Source organism: Rhizobium sp. X9 (genome assembly GCF_018873185.1).
Lineage (GTDB): Bacteria > Pseudomonadota > Alphaproteobacteria > Rhizobiales > Rhizobiaceae > Agrobacterium > Agrobacterium oryzihabitans.
The window spans coordinates 794653-811056 of the sequence record NZ_CP071311.1; the positions used below are offsets into that span (position 1 = coordinate 794653).

Consider the following 16404-nt stretch of genomic DNA (forward strand, 5'->3'; position numbering starts at 1 on the left):
ATTTTATCTTGCCTTGAGGGCTGGAATTGGGTCTTATGCAACCAATCCAACAAAACCATTAGGGGGAATAGATGATGTTAACGCGCAGGTTGTTGTCCAGGGCTCTGGCCATCGCCGCTGTCGGCGCTGCCGCCGGATTTACGCTGCCCGTAACGGGCGCTCATGCCGAAACGCCGGTGAAATTCACGCTCGACTGGAAGTTCGAAGGCCCCGCCGCCGGCTTCCTGCTGGCGCTCGACAAGGGATACTTCAAGGCTGAAGGCCTCGATGTGACGATCGACAGCGGCAACGGCTCGGTGGAAGCCATTCCGCGCGTGGCGACCGGCGCCTACCAGATGGGTTTCGGCGACATCAACTCGGTGATGAAGTTCCTCGATGAGGATCCGAGCCAGAAGATCAAGGCCGTCTACATGGTCTATGAACGCCCGACATTTGCCGTAGTCGGCCGCAAGTCGCTCGGCGTCACCGGCGATCCGAAGTCGCTGGAAGGCAAGAAGCTCGGCGCGCCGCCGCCGGATGGAGCCTTTGCACAATGGCCGGCCTTCAAACAGGTCGCCGGGCTTGATGACAGCAAGATCAAGATCGAATCGATCGGCTTTCCGGTGCGTGAGCCGATGCTCGCCAAGGGCGATGTCGATGCCGTCTTCGGTTTCGCTTTTTCGGTGATCCTCAACTTGAAGAAGCAGGGCATTGCCGATGACGATATCTCGACCATTCTGATGGCCGAGCACGGCTTGAATCTTTATGGCAATGCGGTGCTGGTAAACACTGATTTCGCTGAGAAAAACCCTGATGCCGTCAAGGGTTTCCTGAAGGCGCTGGCCAAGGGCTTCGCCGATTCCGTCAAGACCCCGGAAGAGGGCGTGGCGGCCGTGCTCAAGCGCAACGAAACGCTCGACAGCGCCATCGAGCTCGAACGCCTCAACATGGCCAACAGCATGAATATCAAGACGCCCTATGTGGTGGAAAATGGCATGGGCGGCGTCGATCCGGCGAGACTCGCCGCTTCCGTCGAGACGCTGAAAGTTTCGCTTGGGCTCAAGGGTAACGTCAAGGCGGATCAGGTCTTCGACGCGGCCTACCTCCCGGCCAAGGAAGAGCGCATGCTTCCCTAAGGGGGGGGAGCTGTTGCGGATAGAACGAGTGGGTGCCGCGAATTTCTTCTCCCCGCCGGGGAGAAGGTCGCGGCAGCGGGATGAGGGGGAAACGTCCACCGTATTCGGAGAACCTGCCCCCTCATCCGACCCTTCGGGCCACCTTCTCCCCGGCGGGGAGAAGAAACATGCGGCGACGCCGGGCATAATCGGCGGCTTTGGAAGTGAGGCGGGGCAACGAAGGCTGTAGACGCCCGTACCGGCCGAAAAAACTGGGGACTGCGATGTCACATCTCGTGGAAATAGACAATGTCGACATGCGTTACGGCGGGTCGGCCGGCACGCTGGCCGTATCCGGCCTTAATCTGACGGTCGACAAGGGTGAGTTCGCGGCCGTCGTCGGCCCCTCGGGCTGTGGCAAGTCGACGCTCATGAAGCTGGTGACGGGGCTGCATATTCCGCAGAAGGGCAATGTCATCGTTGCCGGGCGGCAGGTCACGGAGCCGGTTTCCATCGTCGGCATGGCGTTTCAGAACCCGACAATGCTGCCCTGGCGCACCACGCTTGAAAACATCCTGCTACCGCTGGAGATCGTCGAGAAACATCGCCGCCGCCTGCGCGCCCACAAGGCCGAATATGTCGCAAAGGCAGAGCGGTTGCTGGAAATCGTCGGTCTCAAAGGCTTCGGTTCGAAATTCCCCTGGCAGCTTTCCGGCGGCATGCAGCAGCGCGCCAATCTTTGCCGCGCCCTGATCCACGAGCCGGACCTTCTGATGCTGGACGAGCCTTTCGGCGCGCTCGATGCTTTTACCCGCGAGGAACTGTGGTGCGTCATCCGCGATCTGCATGCCGCGCAGCGGGTTACCATCATTCTGGTAACGCACGATCTGCGCGAAGCGACCTTTCTCGCCGACAAAATTTTCGTGATGAGTGCAAGGCCGGGCCGCGTGCTGGCTGAACACCGCGTGCCTTTCGCGCGCCCCCGCCAGCTGGATATCATGTATGACAAGGGTTTCAACGACATGGTGCAGGAACTGCATGGTGAGATAGCGCAGGCGAGGGTGGCAGCATGAGCGCGATTGTTGAAAGCACCGTGGCGGCCGCGCCGCGCAAGCCCCTGATCGACCGGGTCAACTGGGTGAAAGCCGCCCCCTGGCTTTATACGCTGGCGCTGTTCGTGCTGTGGGAACTCCTGGTTTACGCGCTGAAAATGCCGCCGACCATTCTGCCGTCGCCTGTCAGAGTAGGGCAGGCCATCGTGCAATATTGGTCGCCGATCTGGAAGAACTCGCTTCAGACGCTGTATACGACGACGCTGGGCTTTGCCATTGCCGTGGCCGCCGGCCTCGCCATCGGCCTCTTTATCGGCTGGTCGAAAACCATCTATGCCGGGCTTTATCCGCTTATGATCGGCTTTAATGCTATCCCGAAGGTGGCGCTGGTCCCGATCCTCGTCATCTGGTTCGGCATCGGCACCGTGCCCGCCGTTCTGACCGCCTTCCTGATCTCGTTCTTTCCCATCGTCGTCAACGTCGCGACCGGCCTTGCCACCATCGAGCCGGAAACGGAGGATGTGCTGCGCGCGCTCGGCGCAAAGAAGATGGATATCATGCTGAAGGTCGGTATTCCGCGCTCCATGCCCTATTTCTTCGGCTCCCTGAAAATCGCCATCACGCTCGCCTTCGTCGGCTCGGTCGTATCGGAAACCGTCGCCTCCAACTATGGCCTTGGCAACATGATGAGTTCGGCGCAGAGCCAGTTCAACGTACCGCTGGTCTTCGCCGGCCTGCTCATGCTCGCCGTGGAGGGCATCGTCATGTATGCGATCATGGCCTGGCTCGAAAAGCGCATGACCGGCTGGGCGCATCGTTCGACCATGGGGCAGTGAGCGCTCCCCGCTTGTTTCTTCTCCCCGAGGGGGAGAAGGTGGCCCGAAGGGTCGGATGAGGGGGCAATGTTGCCGAATATCTCGACCCTTGCCCCCTCATCCCGCTGCCGCGACCTTCTCCCCCTCGGGGAGAAGGCGAAAACCTCACGCGCTCGCTTCTGGCGGAAACGCCATGCCTGCAAAGGGCTTAGTGCGCCGCCATTTCTTTCACGATCTCGGGACCGTCCATCATGAAGGGATAATAGGTCGGCCAATTGGTCACCTCGTCGAGCAGCGCCTTGCGGTCATTGCCCCAATAAAGGTGGTAATGGCCGGCCTTGGCGGGTGCGATGGTGTGGTCGCTGAACTGGACGAATTGCGGAGCTGCGGCATCTCCAATGGTCTTCTTGAAAATGTACCTAACACCGCGATTGCCCTTCTTGTAGGTCAGGATTTCGTAGCCGTCGGCGGCATAGGTAGCCTCAACGGGCTTGGCTCCGCGATAGAAGGAGAAGCTGTTGCCCTTGATGACGATGCGATTGACGTCCGTCTTGTAGCCAATGGCATAATAAGCGCGGTATTCTTCGGCGCTCTTGTCGCCATGCGCTGCCTTTTCCGCCATCACCGGGTCGAGGGAGCCGTTCAGCAGATAGGGGTAGACCGACTGCCAGTCGCCTTCCCAGTCGGAAAGCGTGCGCGGCTTCACCTGGGCATCCTCGAAATAACCCTTGTAAATCTGCTTCTCGGCTTCGGTCTGGCCATGGCTGTGTTCGTGGCTGTGACTATGCGCGGAGGAAGCCTTGTCCTTGCCGGCCGCCAGTGCCGGGGCTGTCATCAGCAGCATGGAACCGATTGCAAGCGCGCCGGTGACGCGGGTGATCGTTTTTTGCATTCTTCTGGCCCTTGTGTGTCTGTAAAGCGAAAAATAAGTTATGTAATAACATTACGATTCATGGTATAAACACGTCCGTCTACAGACGCAAGGGAGGTATCTGAAAACGCAAAAGGCCGGCTGAGCGCCGGCCTTCAAGTTTGGAGAAGCGTCTAACACTAAGTCAGGGAGCGCGGTCCTCAAGCGGGTTGCGCGTTTACTTCCGCTTTGCGCTCGTCGAAAGCGAGCTTCATCGCCTTTGTCACCTCACGCGTTGTCGCGAAGTAATTGTCGCTGCGCACCCAGTAGCGCAATTTGACTGTGGCGCTGTCCGTGGCGACCGAATCCACGAAGGTGACGGGTGCGGGGTCGAGCAGCACACGGCTTTCGGAACGCACCACGCGCATCAGCATGTCCTGAGCGGCGGACAAATCTTCGTCATTCTTGACCGTCAGGCTCAGTTCGTGGCGGCGTGAAGGGAAGCGGCTGTAATTGGTGATCGGCACGTTCCACAGCGTGGAATTGGGGGCGAGGCGATAAAGCCCGTCGCTGGTTTTAAGCTCGGTCGCAAACAGCCCGATTTCCACAACCGTACCGCTGACCGAACTGGTTTCGATATATTCGCCGACCCGGAAGGGGCGCAGCACCAGAAGCATGATGCCGGCGGCAATGTTCTGCAGCGTGCCCTGCAACGCAAGGCCGATGGCGAGACCGGCGGCGCCGAGTGCGGCAAGAATGGAGGCCGTCTGCACCCCAAACTGGCCAAGCACCATGACCAGCACCAGAATGAGCACCACGTAACGAATGGCGCCTGCGAAGAAACCGGCAAGCGTCGCATCGAAACCACGGATGCGCGACAGGCCCTGAAAAGCCCAGCGCTGCAGGAAGGTGGCGGCCAGCCAGCCGACGATGAGCAGCAGAAGCGCGCCGACGATCGAGAAGGAATATTGCACCGCAAGCGCGCTCGCCTGTCGAACCGCCGCCTGCGATGCGACGATGATATCGGTTGCCTGTTGTTCCATGAATTATCCCGTGATTTTCATTGCTGTTCAGGGTTGCTAACGAACGGATGCCGCCCGGGTTCCGCAAAAATGGATGCTTTCAGGCGCCGAGCGGCAATACGAACGGCACGTTGCCATCCGTATCCGCGCCTCTGCCGATTGACTTGATTGCCTTGACCAGCCTGCCGTCCCGCCCGAGCAGCCGGTCGCCAATGGCGATAATACGGGCATTGGGCGTCGCATAGGGCGAGGCGGCGCGAAGGCTGAGTGCAAGCGCCATCTCGTCCTGATCCGGATAGAGGCTGAGCGCCGCAATGACGGCGGCGGCGGGCGAGCGCGACACGCCCATCCAGCAATGGATGAGAAGCGGCGCGGATTGATCCCATTCGCGTGCGAAATCGATCAGTCGCAGCACATGCGCATCATCGGGCGCGATAAGATCGCCCGTGCCCTTGAAGGCGATGTCGTTCATGGCGAGTGTGAGGTGCCGCTCTGCGGCAATCACGGCCGGGCGGTGAAAGGTCTGCTCCTTGGCGATCAGCGTCACCATTTCGCGGGCCTTGTGCTTCACGGCCATTTCGGCGATCCGCGATAGCGGCGATACGACGATGGCCGTCATGTCACGTCACCCGTCTTCCCGGCCCGCAGCGCTTCGATCGCCTCGAAACGTCTGACGAACAGCGACTGCGCCTCCGTCGAGGGAAGGGGGGTAATATCGAACATGTCGCGGGTGATGCCGCGCGGCAGGCCGAAGAATTTCTGCGCCTCGGCGATGGAAAAGCCGGCAAGCTCCGTCGCCTCGAAAAAGGCGGCAACCGTATCGGCCTTCTTGATGCGGTCCTTCAATTCACGCGAGGCATGCGGCGGCAGGCCGAAGCGCAGATGCACGGCGGCCTCCAGTCTCTTCTCCACGGTTTTGTAACCGCCGCCGACGACCGATTTGAACGGCGAGATCATGTCGCCGATGACATATTCCGGCGCGTCATGCAGAAGCGCCATCTGCATGTCATCGGGCGTGGCACTCGCGCACATCCGGCAGAAGATCGTTTCGACGATGAGGCAGTGCTGTGCGACGGAAAAGGCGTGATCGCCGCGGGTCTGGCCGTTCCAGCGGGCGACGCGGGCAAGGCCATGGGCGATGTCGGCGATTTCCACGTCAAGCGGCGAAGGGTCGAGCAGGTCGAGACGCCGCCCGGAAAGCATGCGCTGCCAGGCGCGTGGACTTTTTGCGGGCGCCACGCTTATTCCTCCGCCTGCGCCGGATCGACTGTCGGGAAGGAAATGCCGCTCCAGACCGGCAGCGCCACGGAGACAGTGATATCGTCCGCAAGCAGCGGCGTGCCGGATGCCAGCGCATCGGCTACACGGTCGATCCGCACGATGGCAAGCGCTTTGGTGCCACAAACGGTTCCAAGCGTGCCCACCGGTTTTCCATTGGCGGTGATGTCCGTCCCCTTAGCGGGAAGTTCGCCGTCGGCCGTGACGGTGACGACGCGCCGTCTTGCCGTGCCACGATGTTTCATGCGCGAGACGACCTCCTGACCGACGAAGCAGCCCTTTTTGAAGGAGACGCCGTCATTCACATCCATCAGCACATCATGGGGAAAGGCATCCTGTAGCGCGTAATCCCGGCCGGATTCGGCAATTCCGTGTTCGATGCGAAGCGCATCGTAGGCAGCGGCATCGCCGGAGGCCGATGCGCCCGGCACGCGGAAAAGATCGATACCGGCCTTGGCAAAACGGCCGTCCCTCACACCCGCTTCAGGCGCGCTCTCATTCCAGAACAGGCTCACGCCTTCTACAGGTTCGGCCTTGAGATCGACGGGTGCGCGCAGTTTGTACATGGTAAGGCGGCGCAGCAGCGCATCCAGTTCAGCCGCACCCGTTTCGATCAGATAGCCTGACCCATCGCGCGCGATCAGGAAATCGAACAGGATCTTGCCCTGCGGCGTCAGAAGTGCCGAGGCGCGGGCTTCTCCCTGCGGCAGATTTTCAACATCGGCCGTAATGAGATTGTTCAGAAACTCCTCGGCACCCGTGCCGGAAACTCTGATCAGGCGGCGGTCGGCAAGAAAGGCGGAAGGCATGGCGTCACCATTCGGTTCATCGAGCGCATCTGGTCGAAACCTTTTAGAGTGTATGGCGCAAAGTCCAAGATTGGTCCGGCAAGCGCAGGGCTTACGGTCGTCGAAAAGGCTCGCTGTCTCCGTCATTCCAGCCTGGGGCCTGAATCCAGTCCACGCGCGTCGGCGCGGCGGGAGGGCTCCTTTCAGCCCAAGGACCTGGGCTGGCTGGATTCCGGCTCAAGGCCGGAATGACGGGAGAAGGAAACTTAAGAACCGCAGCAAACCAGAGCTGGCCGCGTCAATCTCAATCCTCGTGTCGTTCACTTTGAAAACGAATCTTAGAAATGCTCCCTCGATTGCTTCACACATCACGGCAACAACGCGACCGCGCTTTTGCCAGAATGCTCATTCCGCACAGTTAGGATTTTTACAAAAGAACGGCAAGCGCCGCGATGCGATCAATCGCCGGCGGTGAAGAACTTCCACTTGCCGTCAGGCGAGATGCCGATGCGGTAAAAGCTGTAATTGCCGTATTCCTGCATGTCCGCCAGATCGCCCGCCGTGATGATGCGCAGCAGCTCCACTTTTTCAGGCGCGGTCAGCGTATTGAGCGGCTTTCCGGCGAAATAGGGGAAAACATAGGCTTCATCCGGCGTGCCGGCGTCGACATGGGCATAACCGGTCGACAGCAGGTCGATGATGATGGCCAGCACTTCAAGCCCGTCTGGATCGCCGGAATAGCTTTTCAGCGCCGCAATCGGGTCTTCGCCGTCATTGCCGTCTATGCGGAATTCTTTCTGGCCGGCCGCGATGAAGGGCCGCAATTTCTCGATATCGCCCGATGCGGCCGCGTCGATGATCTCCTGGCGGAGCTTGCGCACGGCTTCCGGCGCCTTCGAGATATCATGCTCGGTCACGACGGACATTTCAGGGGCGTTGTCCGTGGCGGCGGGCTTCTGGTTCGTTTGACCGGCGGAACGGTCGATCAACGGGTCGGGCAGGGGAATGCCATCCGAATCGCCTTCGATCTCATCCGGTTCCGGCGGCTGGGGCTGCTGCGGCTCCGCGCCGTTTTCAGCCTTTGGCTCACTTTCGGTGTTTTGTGCCGGTTTCAGCTCGGAAAGAGCAAAGGCACGGCTCGGCAAGCCAACAGACCCGGCGGTCATGGCAAGCAGGATGGACAGCATGGCGGAAGAGCGCAAAAGCCCCTTGCTCAGGCAAGACATGATAGACCCCTGCTTTACTGTATCACCCGCTGCGGAGAAAATTCGCCTTCAAGCATGCGCTGGCGCAGCGATTCCAGCATTGCTTCAGCGCCGGCCTCGCCATGCATGCGAATGGTTTCGCGCATGGCCAGAGCGATTGCGGCATCGGCGATGATCTCAGGCTCGATGCCGTCGGCCATGCCGTCAGCCCATGCCTCGTTCTGGTGTTCCAGAGCGACCTGCATCTTTTCATGCACGATCATGTCGTCGATTTCGTTACGGCTCGTCTGCATTTTTCATCCTCGACAGGGCGGGCAAGTCCTTACCACCCTGTTAACAACACTATCAGTCTTTTATCAAAACGGCACGGCCTGCGGCGAAAAGAGGTTAATAATCCGCTAATTTCCGAACCTGGACGCGATTTCCTGAGCAAGTGTTGCCCCTTCGTTACGGTAGCTCTCTTCTGCCATGACGGCGGCGCGTGTGCAACTGGTGTGGATAGCCGCAAAGGAGCGGTATCCACGGTTGAATGCAGCCGTCATGCGCTGACGCCGCTCAGGCTCGTTGGCTGTGTCCGCAGCCAGAAGATCGCTCATGGATCTGCGCCAGTCCTCTGGACCGGAGGAGGGGCACAGGGTTCTCAAGTATTGCACCGCGCCCAGTATCTCGGACAACCGGGCCAGCCTGTCGTCATAGGGGGCGGGTTTGGGGGGCAGCGCTTCCGGGGGGCGTGCCTCCCTGGAAACGGCATTCGAAGGCTGCGCGTAAGCGACGCCTTCCAGCCCGGCCATGGCCAGCATGGTCAGTAAAAGAGACAGGAAAATGGTTTGCCGCATCAAAATTCTATTCTGCCCCACACATACTCGTGAACACCCGGCGGGCGGATTATTCCTAAATAATCGCGATTCTGGCCGCCTGGCAATCATGCAAGCAGACGCTCCGCGCATTCGACGACGCTTTCCGGCGCCGGCAACCGGCGGATTTCCGCCAATGTGTACCAGCCCGCATCCGCCGCATCGTCGGCTGCCGTCACCTCCGGGTCTTCATCCGTTTCCACGGTGAAGACGGAGAGGAAATAGTGGCTCGTCAGTACGCCTTGCCCATCGTGGGACGGCAGATCATAGGTCGCGAACAGTTGCGGCTTGCGCGCAAGGATACCGGTTTCCTCGTGAAGTTCGCGAAGCGCCGTCTCGGCCGGCGTTTCCCCCTCTTCGCCGCGCCCGCCCGGAAAGGCGAACATGTCCTTGGAAGGCGGATTGATGCGGCGCACGAGAAGCAGCCGGTCTCCGTTTCTGACGATGGCGGAAGAAGCGGGGCGGGGCTTGATACGAAGGGTCATTGAATGGGTCGCCTGTTTCAGCCCTCTGGGCCAGTCTCTATTGGGCGCATGAACCCGGGGAGCCGAAGTTGCGCCGCACAAAAATCGATTCCGCTTTCTGCGCCGATGTTATAGTCCGGAATCGATTGGATTGTGCACGCAGAAGACGGTGGAATGAAGGTCTATCTTATTTATGCCCTGGCGGCGCTTGCGGAAATTGCCGGCTGCTTTTCTTTCTGGGCCTGGCTGAAACTCGGCAAGACGGGATGGATATTGCTGCCGGGCATGCTCGCGCTGGCCGCTTTTGCCTGGCTTCTGACACTGGTGCCGACCGAGGCGGCGGGCCGGGCCTATGCCGCTTATGGCGGGATCTATATCGCCGCGTCGCTTTTCTGGCTCTGGGGCGTGGAAGGGCATGTGCCGGACAAGTGGGATATCGCCGGCGGGGTCGTCTGCCTTGCCGGCACTGCCATCATTCTATTCGGCCCGCGCGCCTGAGGAGACAAGCATGTGCGGACGTTTTGTTCTGAAAGCGACGCCAGAAGAGATCGCCGATTATCTCGACCTGATCGGCCTTGAAGATTTTCCCGCCCGCTTCAATATCGCGCCCACCCAGCCCATCCTGATCGTGCTGGAGGGCGAGCGGCAGGAGCGCGGCAGCAACCTGCCCAACCGGCGGGCCATGCTGGTGCGCTGGGGTTTTATGCCCGGCTGGGTCAAGGACCCTAAGGATTTTCCGCTGCTCATCAATGCGCGCTCGGAAACGGCCATCGGCAAGGCATCCTTCCGCGCCGCCATGCGCCATCGCCGCGTGCTTGTGCCCGCAACCGGCTTTTACGAATGGCGACGCCCACCCAAGGAGGAGGGCGGCAAGCCCCAGCCCTATTTCATCCGCCCGAAAAGCGGCGGCATCGTCGCTTTCGCCGGCCTCATGGAGACCTGGTCTTCCGCTGACGGATCAGAGGTCGACACCGGCGCGATCCTCACCACCGCCGCCAATGCCGCGATCGGCCGCATCCACGACCGGATGCCGGTGGTGATTGCGCCCGAGGATTTCAGCCGTTGGCTGGATTGCAAGACGCAGGAGCCCCGCGAGGTGGCCGATCTGATGCGCCCGGTTCAGGATGATTTTTTCGAGATGATCCCGGTGTCGGACAAGGTCAACAAGGTCGCCAATATCGGCGCTGACCTCATTGAACCGGTGCCGGAAAGCGTGCCGCTGGTAAAGATCAAGCCGGCGAAGGATGAGGGGCAGATGTCGCTGTTCTGACGAGTGGAGAGCCTCAGCCGTTCCGCCCGATTTTCTGCAGGCCTTCCTGGATCATGATGTCGGAATAGACGCGGTTGCGGCCGTTCGCCTTGGCGAGATAGAGCAGCTGGTCTGCGGCATTGAGCTGATTGTCGAAGGGTTCGCCCTTTTCGATTTCCACGACGCCGAGCGAAATCGTCAGCGCCAGGCTGCTGCCGCTCAGCTGGCGACCGTTCTTTTCGACGGCGCCGCGCAGCTCCTCGCAGAACTGATAGGCCGCCCGCGCGTTGAGCCCCCGCAGGAACACGGCGAATTCCTCGCCGCCAAGGCGCGCGGGAATGTGGCGCTGCTCATGGCACATGTCGTGCAGCAGTTCGGCAAGCTTCTTCAGCGCCCTGTCGCCGGCATCATGCCCCAGCGTGTCGTTGATCTTCTTGAAATGGTCGATGTCGAGAATGGCGACCGCGCCGTTCTCGTCATTGTCGTTGATGACGTCCATCAGTGCCCGCGTACGCTCGAAAAAGGAGCGACGGTTCGGCAGACCGGTCAGATGGTCCCGCTCGGCCAGTTCGCGCAGGCGTTTGAGCTGTTTCAGCGTTTCGATATTGTTGTCGATACGGCACTGCAATTCTTCCGGCACGAAGGGGCGGTAGACGAAATCCGACGCCCCGGCCTTGAGAAAACTTGCCGAAAGCAGCCGGTCCGTGGAGGACGAGATGCCGATGACCCGCAGGTCTTCCGAAGAACTGCTGTCGCGGATGCGGCGTGTCAATTCATAGCCGTCCATGTCAGGCATATGGTAGTCGGTGATGACAAGCTGGATCGATGGATCCTGCGACAGGATTTCCAGCGCTCGCTTACCCGAATGAGCCTCGCTGACCCTGAAATTCTGCCGCTCGAGAATTTCCACGAGGCCGGAGCGCGCGGTGCGCGCATCATCCACCACCAGCACGGAAAACAGCCTGTTGGTCAAAATCCGGTCGACCGTTTTCACCACGGCATCAACGGTGCGATGGCCATCCTTGACGATGTAGTCGATGATCTTCTTTTCGGCGTAGCGCTTGCGCGCCTCTTCATCCACCGTTGCGGTGAAGACGATCGCCGGCACCTTGTGGTCGGCAAGAAGTGCGAGAATTTCACCCTTCGGCGCATCGGGCAGATTGAGACCGGTCAGTGCCAGCGTGAAATCATGGGCGCGCAGCAGGATATCGGCCTGCGCCATGCTGTCACAATGGATCACTTCGGCTGCCGTTTCCTCCGAAAGCCGCGACTTCAGCAGCATGGAAAGAGCAACGGAATCTTCAATCAGAAGGATTTTATCCTGCATGCCGTATGAAGCCCCCCATGGCCCGTCTTCGTTGTTTTTCCCGCAACATCCGAATTGGTCCGATACCGCCTGTCAACGGCATCGAAAATCGGCCTTGTTCGCTGTAGCAGGAAGAATCGCTAAAGTAGAAAATTTTTTGATGCTCAGTAATCGATGCGAGACTATCCGTACAGTCGTCCCGTGGAAGTCGAATACTTTACTTCGTTTTCGTTGCAGCTTCGTTACGGATTGGGAAATTTTATGAAACAGGCCGGTTTCATGCGGTTCGCGATGGGGGCCGCACAAATGGAGACGGCGCTAATATTAGCGCCGCACATTTATCCGGATGTTTTTCGGATTGACCGTTGCCATCGCAAGTCCTGCCAGGCCCTGGATGGTGTGCTTTTAAGAAAAGCGAATGTTTTCAGGCGGTTTTGGCGGCGGGCTTGCGCTTCAGCATCAGGGCTGCGGCCGCAACGGCCTTCAGTCCGAGCGGTCGGTAGTGGCTGTTGAGGTCGGGCTTCGCCTGCGGCTGCGCCTTCGTCTCGTTCGTCATTTCTCTTTCTCCACAATTCACGTCAATCGCCGTTTCGATACGTGTGAGCCACTTCTTTCGTGGGTAATCTTGACGGATTCGAGGCGAAAGAAGACGAAGCCCGCTTTTCGGGCTGCGACATTTTGCGTCACGTCAAACGCTGGTTCGCGGGAGAAAAATAATACCTGCGGTTTCAAATACCGCGATCGAGGCCGTTGCCGCCATTGGCGTCGTCATGCGCGTCTTCCTCAATCGTCAGCGTGCCATAACGGCGGTGCCACAGGCGGGCGCTGATGGGAATGAAGACGAGATAGGCGGCCACCGTCAGAACCAGCACCTCCCAGGTGAAGCTCATCAGCATTGCCACGTAAAGCACGACGACGAGGATCATCGGCAGCACCAGATCGCGGCGAATGCGGCTTGTGCCGGATTTTCCCGACCAGACCGGCAGGCGGCTGATGAGAAGATAACCGATCAGCACGGTATAGGCGGCGGCGACATAAGCGAAGGGCTTGTCCGGCTCGACACCGAGGAAGCCGAGATAAACGGGCAGAAGCACCAGCATCGCGCCCATCGGCGCAGGCACGCCGACGAAGAATTCATTCTGCCACGGTGCCTTCACCGGCCGCTCGATCATGACGTTGAAGCGCGCCAGCCGCAGGCCGGCGGCAATGACATAGATGAGGGCGGCGATCCAGCCGAGCGAGCGCGCCTGATCGAGCAGATAGGCATAGACCACGAGGGCAGGGGCGACGCCGAAATTGACGATGTCGGCCAGACTGTCCATCTGTTCGCCGAATTTGGAGGTCGCCTTCATCATCCGGGCGATGCGCCCGTCAATACCGTCGAGGAAGGCGGCGAGCAGCACCATGCCGACGGCCAGCTCGAAGCGGCCTTCGATGGCGAGGCGAACGCCGCTCAGGCCCGCACAGATGGCCAGAACGGTGATGAGATTGGGAACCACGAGGCGAAAGGGAATTTCCCTCAGGCGAGGCCCACGGCCGCTATCGTTGCGGCCCTCAGCTTTTCCGTTCTGTTGCGGCTCCGAGATCGGCGTTTCCATGGCGCATGCCCTTCCTGTTTTCGTCAGCCGCGGCGGCTGACGACCGGGCCCTTGGCGGAGCCGAATTCGGCGAGCACGGTTTCACCCGCAATCGCCGTCTGGCCGACCGAAACGCGGGGCTGAAAACCTTCCGGAAGGAAGATATCGAGGCGCGATCCGAAACGGATAAGACCGAAACGCTCGCCGGCATCAACTGGTTCATTCGGTTTGACCCAGCAGACGATGCGGCGGGCGACCATGCCGGCAATCTGCACCACGCCGACCTTGCCATGTGCGGTCTCGATGACGAGGCCGTTGCGTTCATTGTCTTCGGACGCCTTGTCCACTTCCGCATTGAGGAAGAGGCCCGGGCGGTAGGCGACATTGACGATGCGGCCGCGCACCGGCGCGCGGTTCACGTGGCAGTTGAAAACATTCATGAAGACCGAGACGCGCACCATCGGCTCCTTGCCGAGTTCCAGCTCCAGCGGCGGAACGACGGTCTGGATGGCGGAGACCTTGCCATCGGCGGGGCTGATGATCAGGTCGTCATCCTGCGGCGTCACGCGTTCGGGATCGCGGAAGAAGTATGCGCACCAGGCCGTCAGTACGAGGCCGACCCAGAACAGGGGTTCGGATATCCAGCCGAGCACCAGCGATGCGACGAAGAAGGCGGCTACGAAGACATAACCTTCCTTGTGGATCGGTACGATGGTGTTGCGAATGGTGTCGAACAGATTCATGAGATTCCTTGCTCCGGTTTTCGTCTGCCGCGTCTATATGTAGTCGTGATACGACACGATCCCTACGGCAATGCGACAAATTTTGCCTAGCTGGTTACAGCCAAACGCCCCGCCCGGCAATGGCCCGGTTGCTGTGCCGCCCCAAGTTCCCCGGGGTTTCTGCCGGTTAATGCGCGGGTTCGCCGCGGTCCACCACGCCGAGGTCGTCGGTTTCGCGAACATGGCGCAGCATCTCCTCCGCCCGGATCGCCTCGCGCTGGCGGCTCCACATCGAGGCATAAAGCCCGTTCTGCGCCATCAGCGAGGCATGTGTTCCGCGCTCGGCGATCAGCCCTTCCTTCAAAACGATGATTTCGTCAGCGCCGATGACGGTGGAGAGGCGGTGGGCGATAACCAGCGTCGTGCGGTTTTTCGAGACGATATCGAGCGCGCTCTGGATTTCCTGCTCGGTATGGGTGTCCAGCGCAGAGGTCGCCTCGTCGAGGATGAGGATCGGCGGCGCTTTCAGAATGGTTCTGGCTATCGCCACGCGCTGCTTTTCACCGCCCGACAGTTTCAGGCCACGTTCGCCGACCATGGTGGCGTAACCTTCCGGCAGCTTGCCGATGAAGGCGCTGATCTGCGCCGCATCCGCCGCCGCCGTGACATCCTCATTCGTCGCCGAAGGGCGGCCATAACGAATGTTATAGGCGAGCGTGTCGTTGAACAGCACCGTATCCTGCGGAACCATGCCGATCACCGAGCGCAGGCTCTTTTGCGTCACGTCGCGAATATCCTGCCCGTCAATGGTGACGGCGCCTTCCTGAATATCGTAAAAACGGTAAAGCAGACGCGAGATCGTCGATTTTCCCGCACCCGAAGGCCCGACGATCGCCACCGTCTTGCCCGCCGGCACATCGAAGGAGACACCCTTCAAAATCGGCCTTTCAGGATCATAGGCAAAATGCACATCGCGGAAGGAGATGGCGCCCGGTCCGGTGCCAAGCGGTTTTGCATCCGCCTTGTCGGTGACCTCGGCCTCGACCTCCAGAAGCTCGAACATCTGCTCGATATCGGTCAGGCCCTGGCGGATTTCGCGATAAACGAAACCGATGAAGTTCAGCGGCACCGAAAGCTGCAGCAGAAGCGCATTGACGAACACGAAATCGCCGATGGTCTGTTCACCGCGCTGCACGGCCAGCGCCGACATCACCATCATTATCGTGGAGCCGATACCGAAGATCACGCCCTGGCCGAAGTTCAGCCAGCCGAGCGAGGTCCAGATCGAGATCGCCGATTTTTCGTAACGCTCCATGGCGACATCGAAGCGTTTCGCCTCCATCTCCTCGTTGCCGAAATATTTTACGGTCTCGAAATTCAGGAGCGAGTCGATAGCCTTGGTATTGGCGTCCGTATCGCTGTCATTCATGGCGCGGCGAATGCCGATACGCCAGTTACTGGCCCGGACGGTGAACCAGATATAGGCCCAGACGGTAACGACCGTGACCAGAACATAGGAAAAGCCGTAGGACGCCCAGAAGATGATGGCGGTCAGCAGGAATTCGATGAAGGTTGGGGCGGTGTTGAGAATGGTGAAGCGGACAATGGTTTCGATGCCCTTGGTGCCGCGTTCGATAACCCGCGAAAGCCCGCCGGTCTTGCGCTCCAGATGGAAGCGCAGGGAAAGCCGGTGCATGTGCACGAAGGTTCTGTAGGCGAGCTGGCGCACCGCATGCTGGCCGACGCTTGCAAACAGTGAATCGCGCAGCTGGTTGAGGCCGACCTGGATCAGCCGCGTCAGATTATAGGCGATGACCAGCGCAACTGCGCCGAGCAGGAAGGCCGGGACCAGTCCTGCCATATCCAGCTTGCCATTCAGCGCATCCGTTGCCCATTTGAAGAAATAGGGAACGGCAATCAGCACCAGCTTGGCGACAACAAGGAATATCGTCGCCCACACCACCCGCATCTTCAGGTCCCAGCGGCCCTCCGGCCACATATAGGGCCAGAGATTGATCAGCGTCTGGGTGGGGTTGCTGGAATCCGCCGAAATGGTTTTTTTCTTCGTGGCCATCATTCTCTCCGGTCACTGCCGGAAGCCGACAGCAGGACGGCGGCTTTGCTCAAG

Annotated in this window: 19 protein-coding genes; 5 read left to right on the forward strand and 14 right to left on the reverse strand. The window is 60.1% G+C overall.

All coding sequences use genetic code 11. The features are described from left to right. The first annotated feature begins 71 nt into the window (after nucleotides 1–71). From JZY08_RS03860 to JZY08_RS03870, 3 genes are all read left to right on the forward strand, one after another. Nucleotides 72–1115, forward strand: coding sequence for an ABC transporter substrate-binding protein (locus tag JZY08_RS03860; protein ID WP_216331057.1), 1044 nt, complete (start codon nucleotides 72–74; stop codon nucleotides 1113–1115). A gap of 263 nt (nucleotides 1116–1378) precedes the next feature. Next, the gene (locus JZY08_RS03865) at nucleotides 1379–2167 is read left to right on the forward strand and encodes an ABC transporter ATP-binding protein (RefSeq protein ID WP_035242696.1); all 789 of its coding nucleotides are present in this window, start codon (nucleotides 1379–1381) and stop codon (nucleotides 2165–2167) included. Further along, complete coding sequence (locus JZY08_RS03870; protein WP_216331058.1) at nucleotides 2164–2982, forward strand: ABC transporter permease; 819 nt, start codon at nucleotides 2164–2166, stop codon at nucleotides 2980–2982. Before JZY08_RS03865 ends, JZY08_RS03870 begins: the two co-directional genes overlap by 4 nt. Before the next feature lie 187 nt (nucleotides 2983–3169). Here the strand turns inward: JZY08_RS03870 and JZY08_RS03875 are convergent, their stop codons facing one another. The 9 genes from JZY08_RS03875 to JZY08_RS03915 form a co-directional block, all read right to left on the reverse strand. Then, entirely contained in the window at nucleotides 3170–3853 is a 684-nt protein-coding gene (locus JZY08_RS03875) for a metal-binding protein ZinT (protein WP_003496905.1), read from the reverse strand. Nucleotides 3854–4032: 179 nt separating this feature from the next. Further along, nucleotides 4033–4854, reverse strand: coding sequence for a mechanosensitive ion channel family protein (locus JZY08_RS03880; protein ID WP_003496903.1), 822 nt, complete (start codon nucleotides 4852–4854; stop codon nucleotides 4033–4035). A 79-nt stretch (nucleotides 4855–4933) separates the two neighbouring features. Beyond that, complete coding sequence (locus JZY08_RS03885; protein WP_003496901.1) at nucleotides 4934–5452, reverse strand: tyrosine phosphatase family protein; 519 nt, start codon at nucleotides 5450–5452, stop codon at nucleotides 4934–4936. After that, complete coding sequence (locus JZY08_RS03890; protein WP_216331059.1) at nucleotides 5449–6072, reverse strand: YfbR-like 5'-deoxynucleotidase; 624 nt, start codon at nucleotides 6070–6072, stop codon at nucleotides 5449–5451. The genes JZY08_RS03885 and JZY08_RS03890 overlap by 4 nt, the downstream gene beginning before the upstream one ends. 2 nt (nucleotides 6073–6074) lie before the next feature. Next, the gene (locus tag JZY08_RS03895) at nucleotides 6075–6920 is read right to left on the reverse strand and encodes a folate-binding protein YgfZ (protein WP_216331060.1); all 846 of its coding nucleotides are present in this window, start codon (nucleotides 6918–6920) and stop codon (nucleotides 6075–6077) included. A 437-nt stretch (nucleotides 6921–7357) separates the two neighbouring features. Then, nucleotides 7358–8125 carry a hypothetical protein gene (locus JZY08_RS03900; RefSeq protein WP_216331061.1) on the reverse strand — a complete coding sequence of 256 codons (768 nt, stop codon included), beginning with the start codon at nucleotides 8123–8125 and terminating at the stop codon, nucleotides 7358–7360. Between the two features lie 14 nt (nucleotides 8126–8139). Continuing rightward, nucleotides 8140–8397, reverse strand: coding sequence for a hypothetical protein (locus JZY08_RS03905; protein ID WP_003496894.1), 258 nt, complete (start codon nucleotides 8395–8397; stop codon nucleotides 8140–8142). Nucleotides 8398–8502: 105 nt separating this feature from the next. Beyond that, nucleotides 8503–8943 carry a TIGR02301 family protein gene (locus JZY08_RS03910; RefSeq protein WP_216331062.1) on the reverse strand — a complete coding sequence of 147 codons (441 nt, stop codon included), beginning with the start codon at nucleotides 8941–8943 and terminating at the stop codon, nucleotides 8503–8505. A gap of 83 nt (nucleotides 8944–9026) precedes the next feature. Beyond that, nucleotides 9027–9443: an NUDIX hydrolase gene (locus JZY08_RS03915; protein WP_216331063.1), complete on the reverse strand. Its 417-nt coding sequence runs from the start codon at nucleotides 9441–9443 to the stop codon at nucleotides 9027–9029. Between the two features lie 153 nt (nucleotides 9444–9596). Here JZY08_RS03915 and JZY08_RS03920 point away from each other — a divergent pair, with 153 nt between their 5' ends. Both JZY08_RS03920 and JZY08_RS03925 read left to right on the forward strand, forming a co-directional pair. Continuing rightward, the gene (locus tag JZY08_RS03920) at nucleotides 9597–9920 is read left to right on the forward strand and encodes a YnfA family protein (RefSeq protein WP_216331064.1); all 324 of its coding nucleotides are present in this window, start codon (nucleotides 9597–9599) and stop codon (nucleotides 9918–9920) included. A 10-nt stretch (nucleotides 9921–9930) separates the two neighbouring features. Then, nucleotides 9931–10692 carry an SOS response-associated peptidase gene (locus JZY08_RS03925; RefSeq protein WP_216331065.1) on the forward strand — a complete coding sequence of 254 codons (762 nt, stop codon included), beginning with the start codon at nucleotides 9931–9933 and terminating at the stop codon, nucleotides 10690–10692. A gap of 13 nt (nucleotides 10693–10705) precedes the next feature. Here the strand turns inward: JZY08_RS03925 and JZY08_RS03930 are convergent, their stop codons facing one another. The 5 genes from JZY08_RS03930 to JZY08_RS03945 form a co-directional block, all read right to left on the reverse strand. Continuing rightward, the gene (locus JZY08_RS03930; RefSeq protein ID WP_003496884.1) at nucleotides 10706–11998 is read right to left on the reverse strand and encodes a PleD family two-component system response regulator; all 1293 of its coding nucleotides are present in this window, start codon (nucleotides 11996–11998) and stop codon (nucleotides 10706–10708) included. Between the two features lie 403 nt (nucleotides 11999–12401). Next, nucleotides 12402–12533 (reverse strand): hypothetical protein, encoded by a 132-nt coding sequence (locus JZY08_RS27740; RefSeq protein ID WP_003496883.1) that lies wholly within the window; start codon nucleotides 12531–12533, stop codon nucleotides 12402–12404. A gap of 172 nt (nucleotides 12534–12705) precedes the next feature. Further along, entirely contained in the window at nucleotides 12706–13575 is an 870-nt protein-coding gene (gene pssA / locus JZY08_RS03935; RefSeq protein WP_216331066.1) for a CDP-diacylglycerol--serine O-phosphatidyltransferase, read from the reverse strand. Nucleotides 13576–13598: 23 nt separating this feature from the next. Further along, a complete protein-coding gene (locus JZY08_RS03940; RefSeq protein WP_003496881.1) occupies nucleotides 13599–14297 on the reverse strand; it encodes a phosphatidylserine decarboxylase in 699 nt (232 codons plus the stop codon). A 166-nt stretch (nucleotides 14298–14463) separates the two neighbouring features. Next, the gene (locus JZY08_RS03945) at nucleotides 14464–16350 is read right to left on the reverse strand and encodes an ABC transporter ATP-binding protein/permease (protein ID WP_216331067.1); all 1887 of its coding nucleotides are present in this window, start codon (nucleotides 16348–16350) and stop codon (nucleotides 14464–14466) included. Nucleotides 16351–16404: the final 54 nt, after the last annotated feature.

What these genes read in the sequence shown, in the direction of transcription:
- JZY08_RS03860 (WP_216331057.1), top strand. Translation starts at nt 72, where the DNA reads ATGATGTTAACGCGCAGGTTGTTGTCCAGGGCTCTGGCCATCGCCGCT.
- JZY08_RS03865 (WP_035242696.1), top strand. Translation starts at nt 1,379, where the DNA reads ATGTCACATCTCGTGGAAATAGACAATGTCGACATGCGTTACGGCGGG.
- JZY08_RS03870 (WP_216331058.1), top strand. Translation starts at nt 2,164, where the DNA reads ATGAGCGCGATTGTTGAAAGCACCGTGGCGGCCGCGCCGCGCAAGCCC.
- JZY08_RS03875 (WP_003496905.1), bottom strand. Translation starts at nt 3,853, where the DNA reads ATGCAAAAAACGATCACCCGCGTCACCGGCGCGCTTGCAATCGGTTCC.
- JZY08_RS03880 (WP_003496903.1), bottom strand. Translation starts at nt 4,854, where the DNA reads ATGGAACAACAGGCAACCGATATCATCGTCGCATCGCAGGCGGCGGTT.
- JZY08_RS03885 (WP_003496901.1), bottom strand. Translation starts at nt 5,452, where the DNA reads ATGACGGCCATCGTCGTATCGCCGCTATCGCGGATCGCCGAAATGGCC.
- JZY08_RS03895 (WP_216331060.1), bottom strand. Translation starts at nt 6,920, where the DNA reads ATGCCTTCCGCCTTTCTTGCCGACCGCCGCCTGATCAGAGTTTCCGGC.
- JZY08_RS03900 (WP_216331061.1), bottom strand. Translation starts at nt 8,125, where the DNA reads ATGTCTTGCCTGAGCAAGGGGCTTTTGCGCTCTTCCGCCATGCTGTCC.
- JZY08_RS03905 (WP_003496894.1), bottom strand. Translation starts at nt 8,397, where the DNA reads ATGCAGACGAGCCGTAACGAAATCGACGACATGATCGTGCATGAAAAG.
- JZY08_RS03915 (WP_216331063.1), bottom strand. Translation starts at nt 9,443, where the DNA reads ATGACCCTTCGTATCAAGCCCCGCCCCGCTTCTTCCGCCATCGTCAGA.
- JZY08_RS03920 (WP_216331064.1), top strand. Translation starts at nt 9,597, where the DNA reads ATGAAGGTCTATCTTATTTATGCCCTGGCGGCGCTTGCGGAAATTGCC.
- JZY08_RS03925 (WP_216331065.1), top strand. Translation starts at nt 9,931, where the DNA reads ATGTGCGGACGTTTTGTTCTGAAAGCGACGCCAGAAGAGATCGCCGAT.
- JZY08_RS03930 (WP_003496884.1), bottom strand. Translation starts at nt 11,998, where the DNA reads ATGCAGGATAAAATCCTTCTGATTGAAGATTCCGTTGCTCTTTCCATG.
- JZY08_RS27740 (WP_003496883.1), bottom strand. Translation starts at nt 12,533, where the DNA reads ATGACGAACGAGACGAAGGCGCAGCCGCAGGCGAAGCCCGACCTCAAC.
- pssA (WP_216331066.1), bottom strand. Translation starts at nt 13,575, where the DNA reads ATGGAAACGCCGATCTCGGAGCCGCAACAGAACGGAAAAGCTGAGGGC.
- JZY08_RS03940 (WP_003496881.1), bottom strand. Translation starts at nt 14,297, where the DNA reads ATGAATCTGTTCGACACCATTCGCAACACCATCGTACCGATCCACAAG.
- JZY08_RS03945 (WP_216331067.1), bottom strand. Translation starts at nt 16,350, where the DNA reads ATGGCCACGAAGAAAAAAACCATTTCGGCGGATTCCAGCAACCCCACC.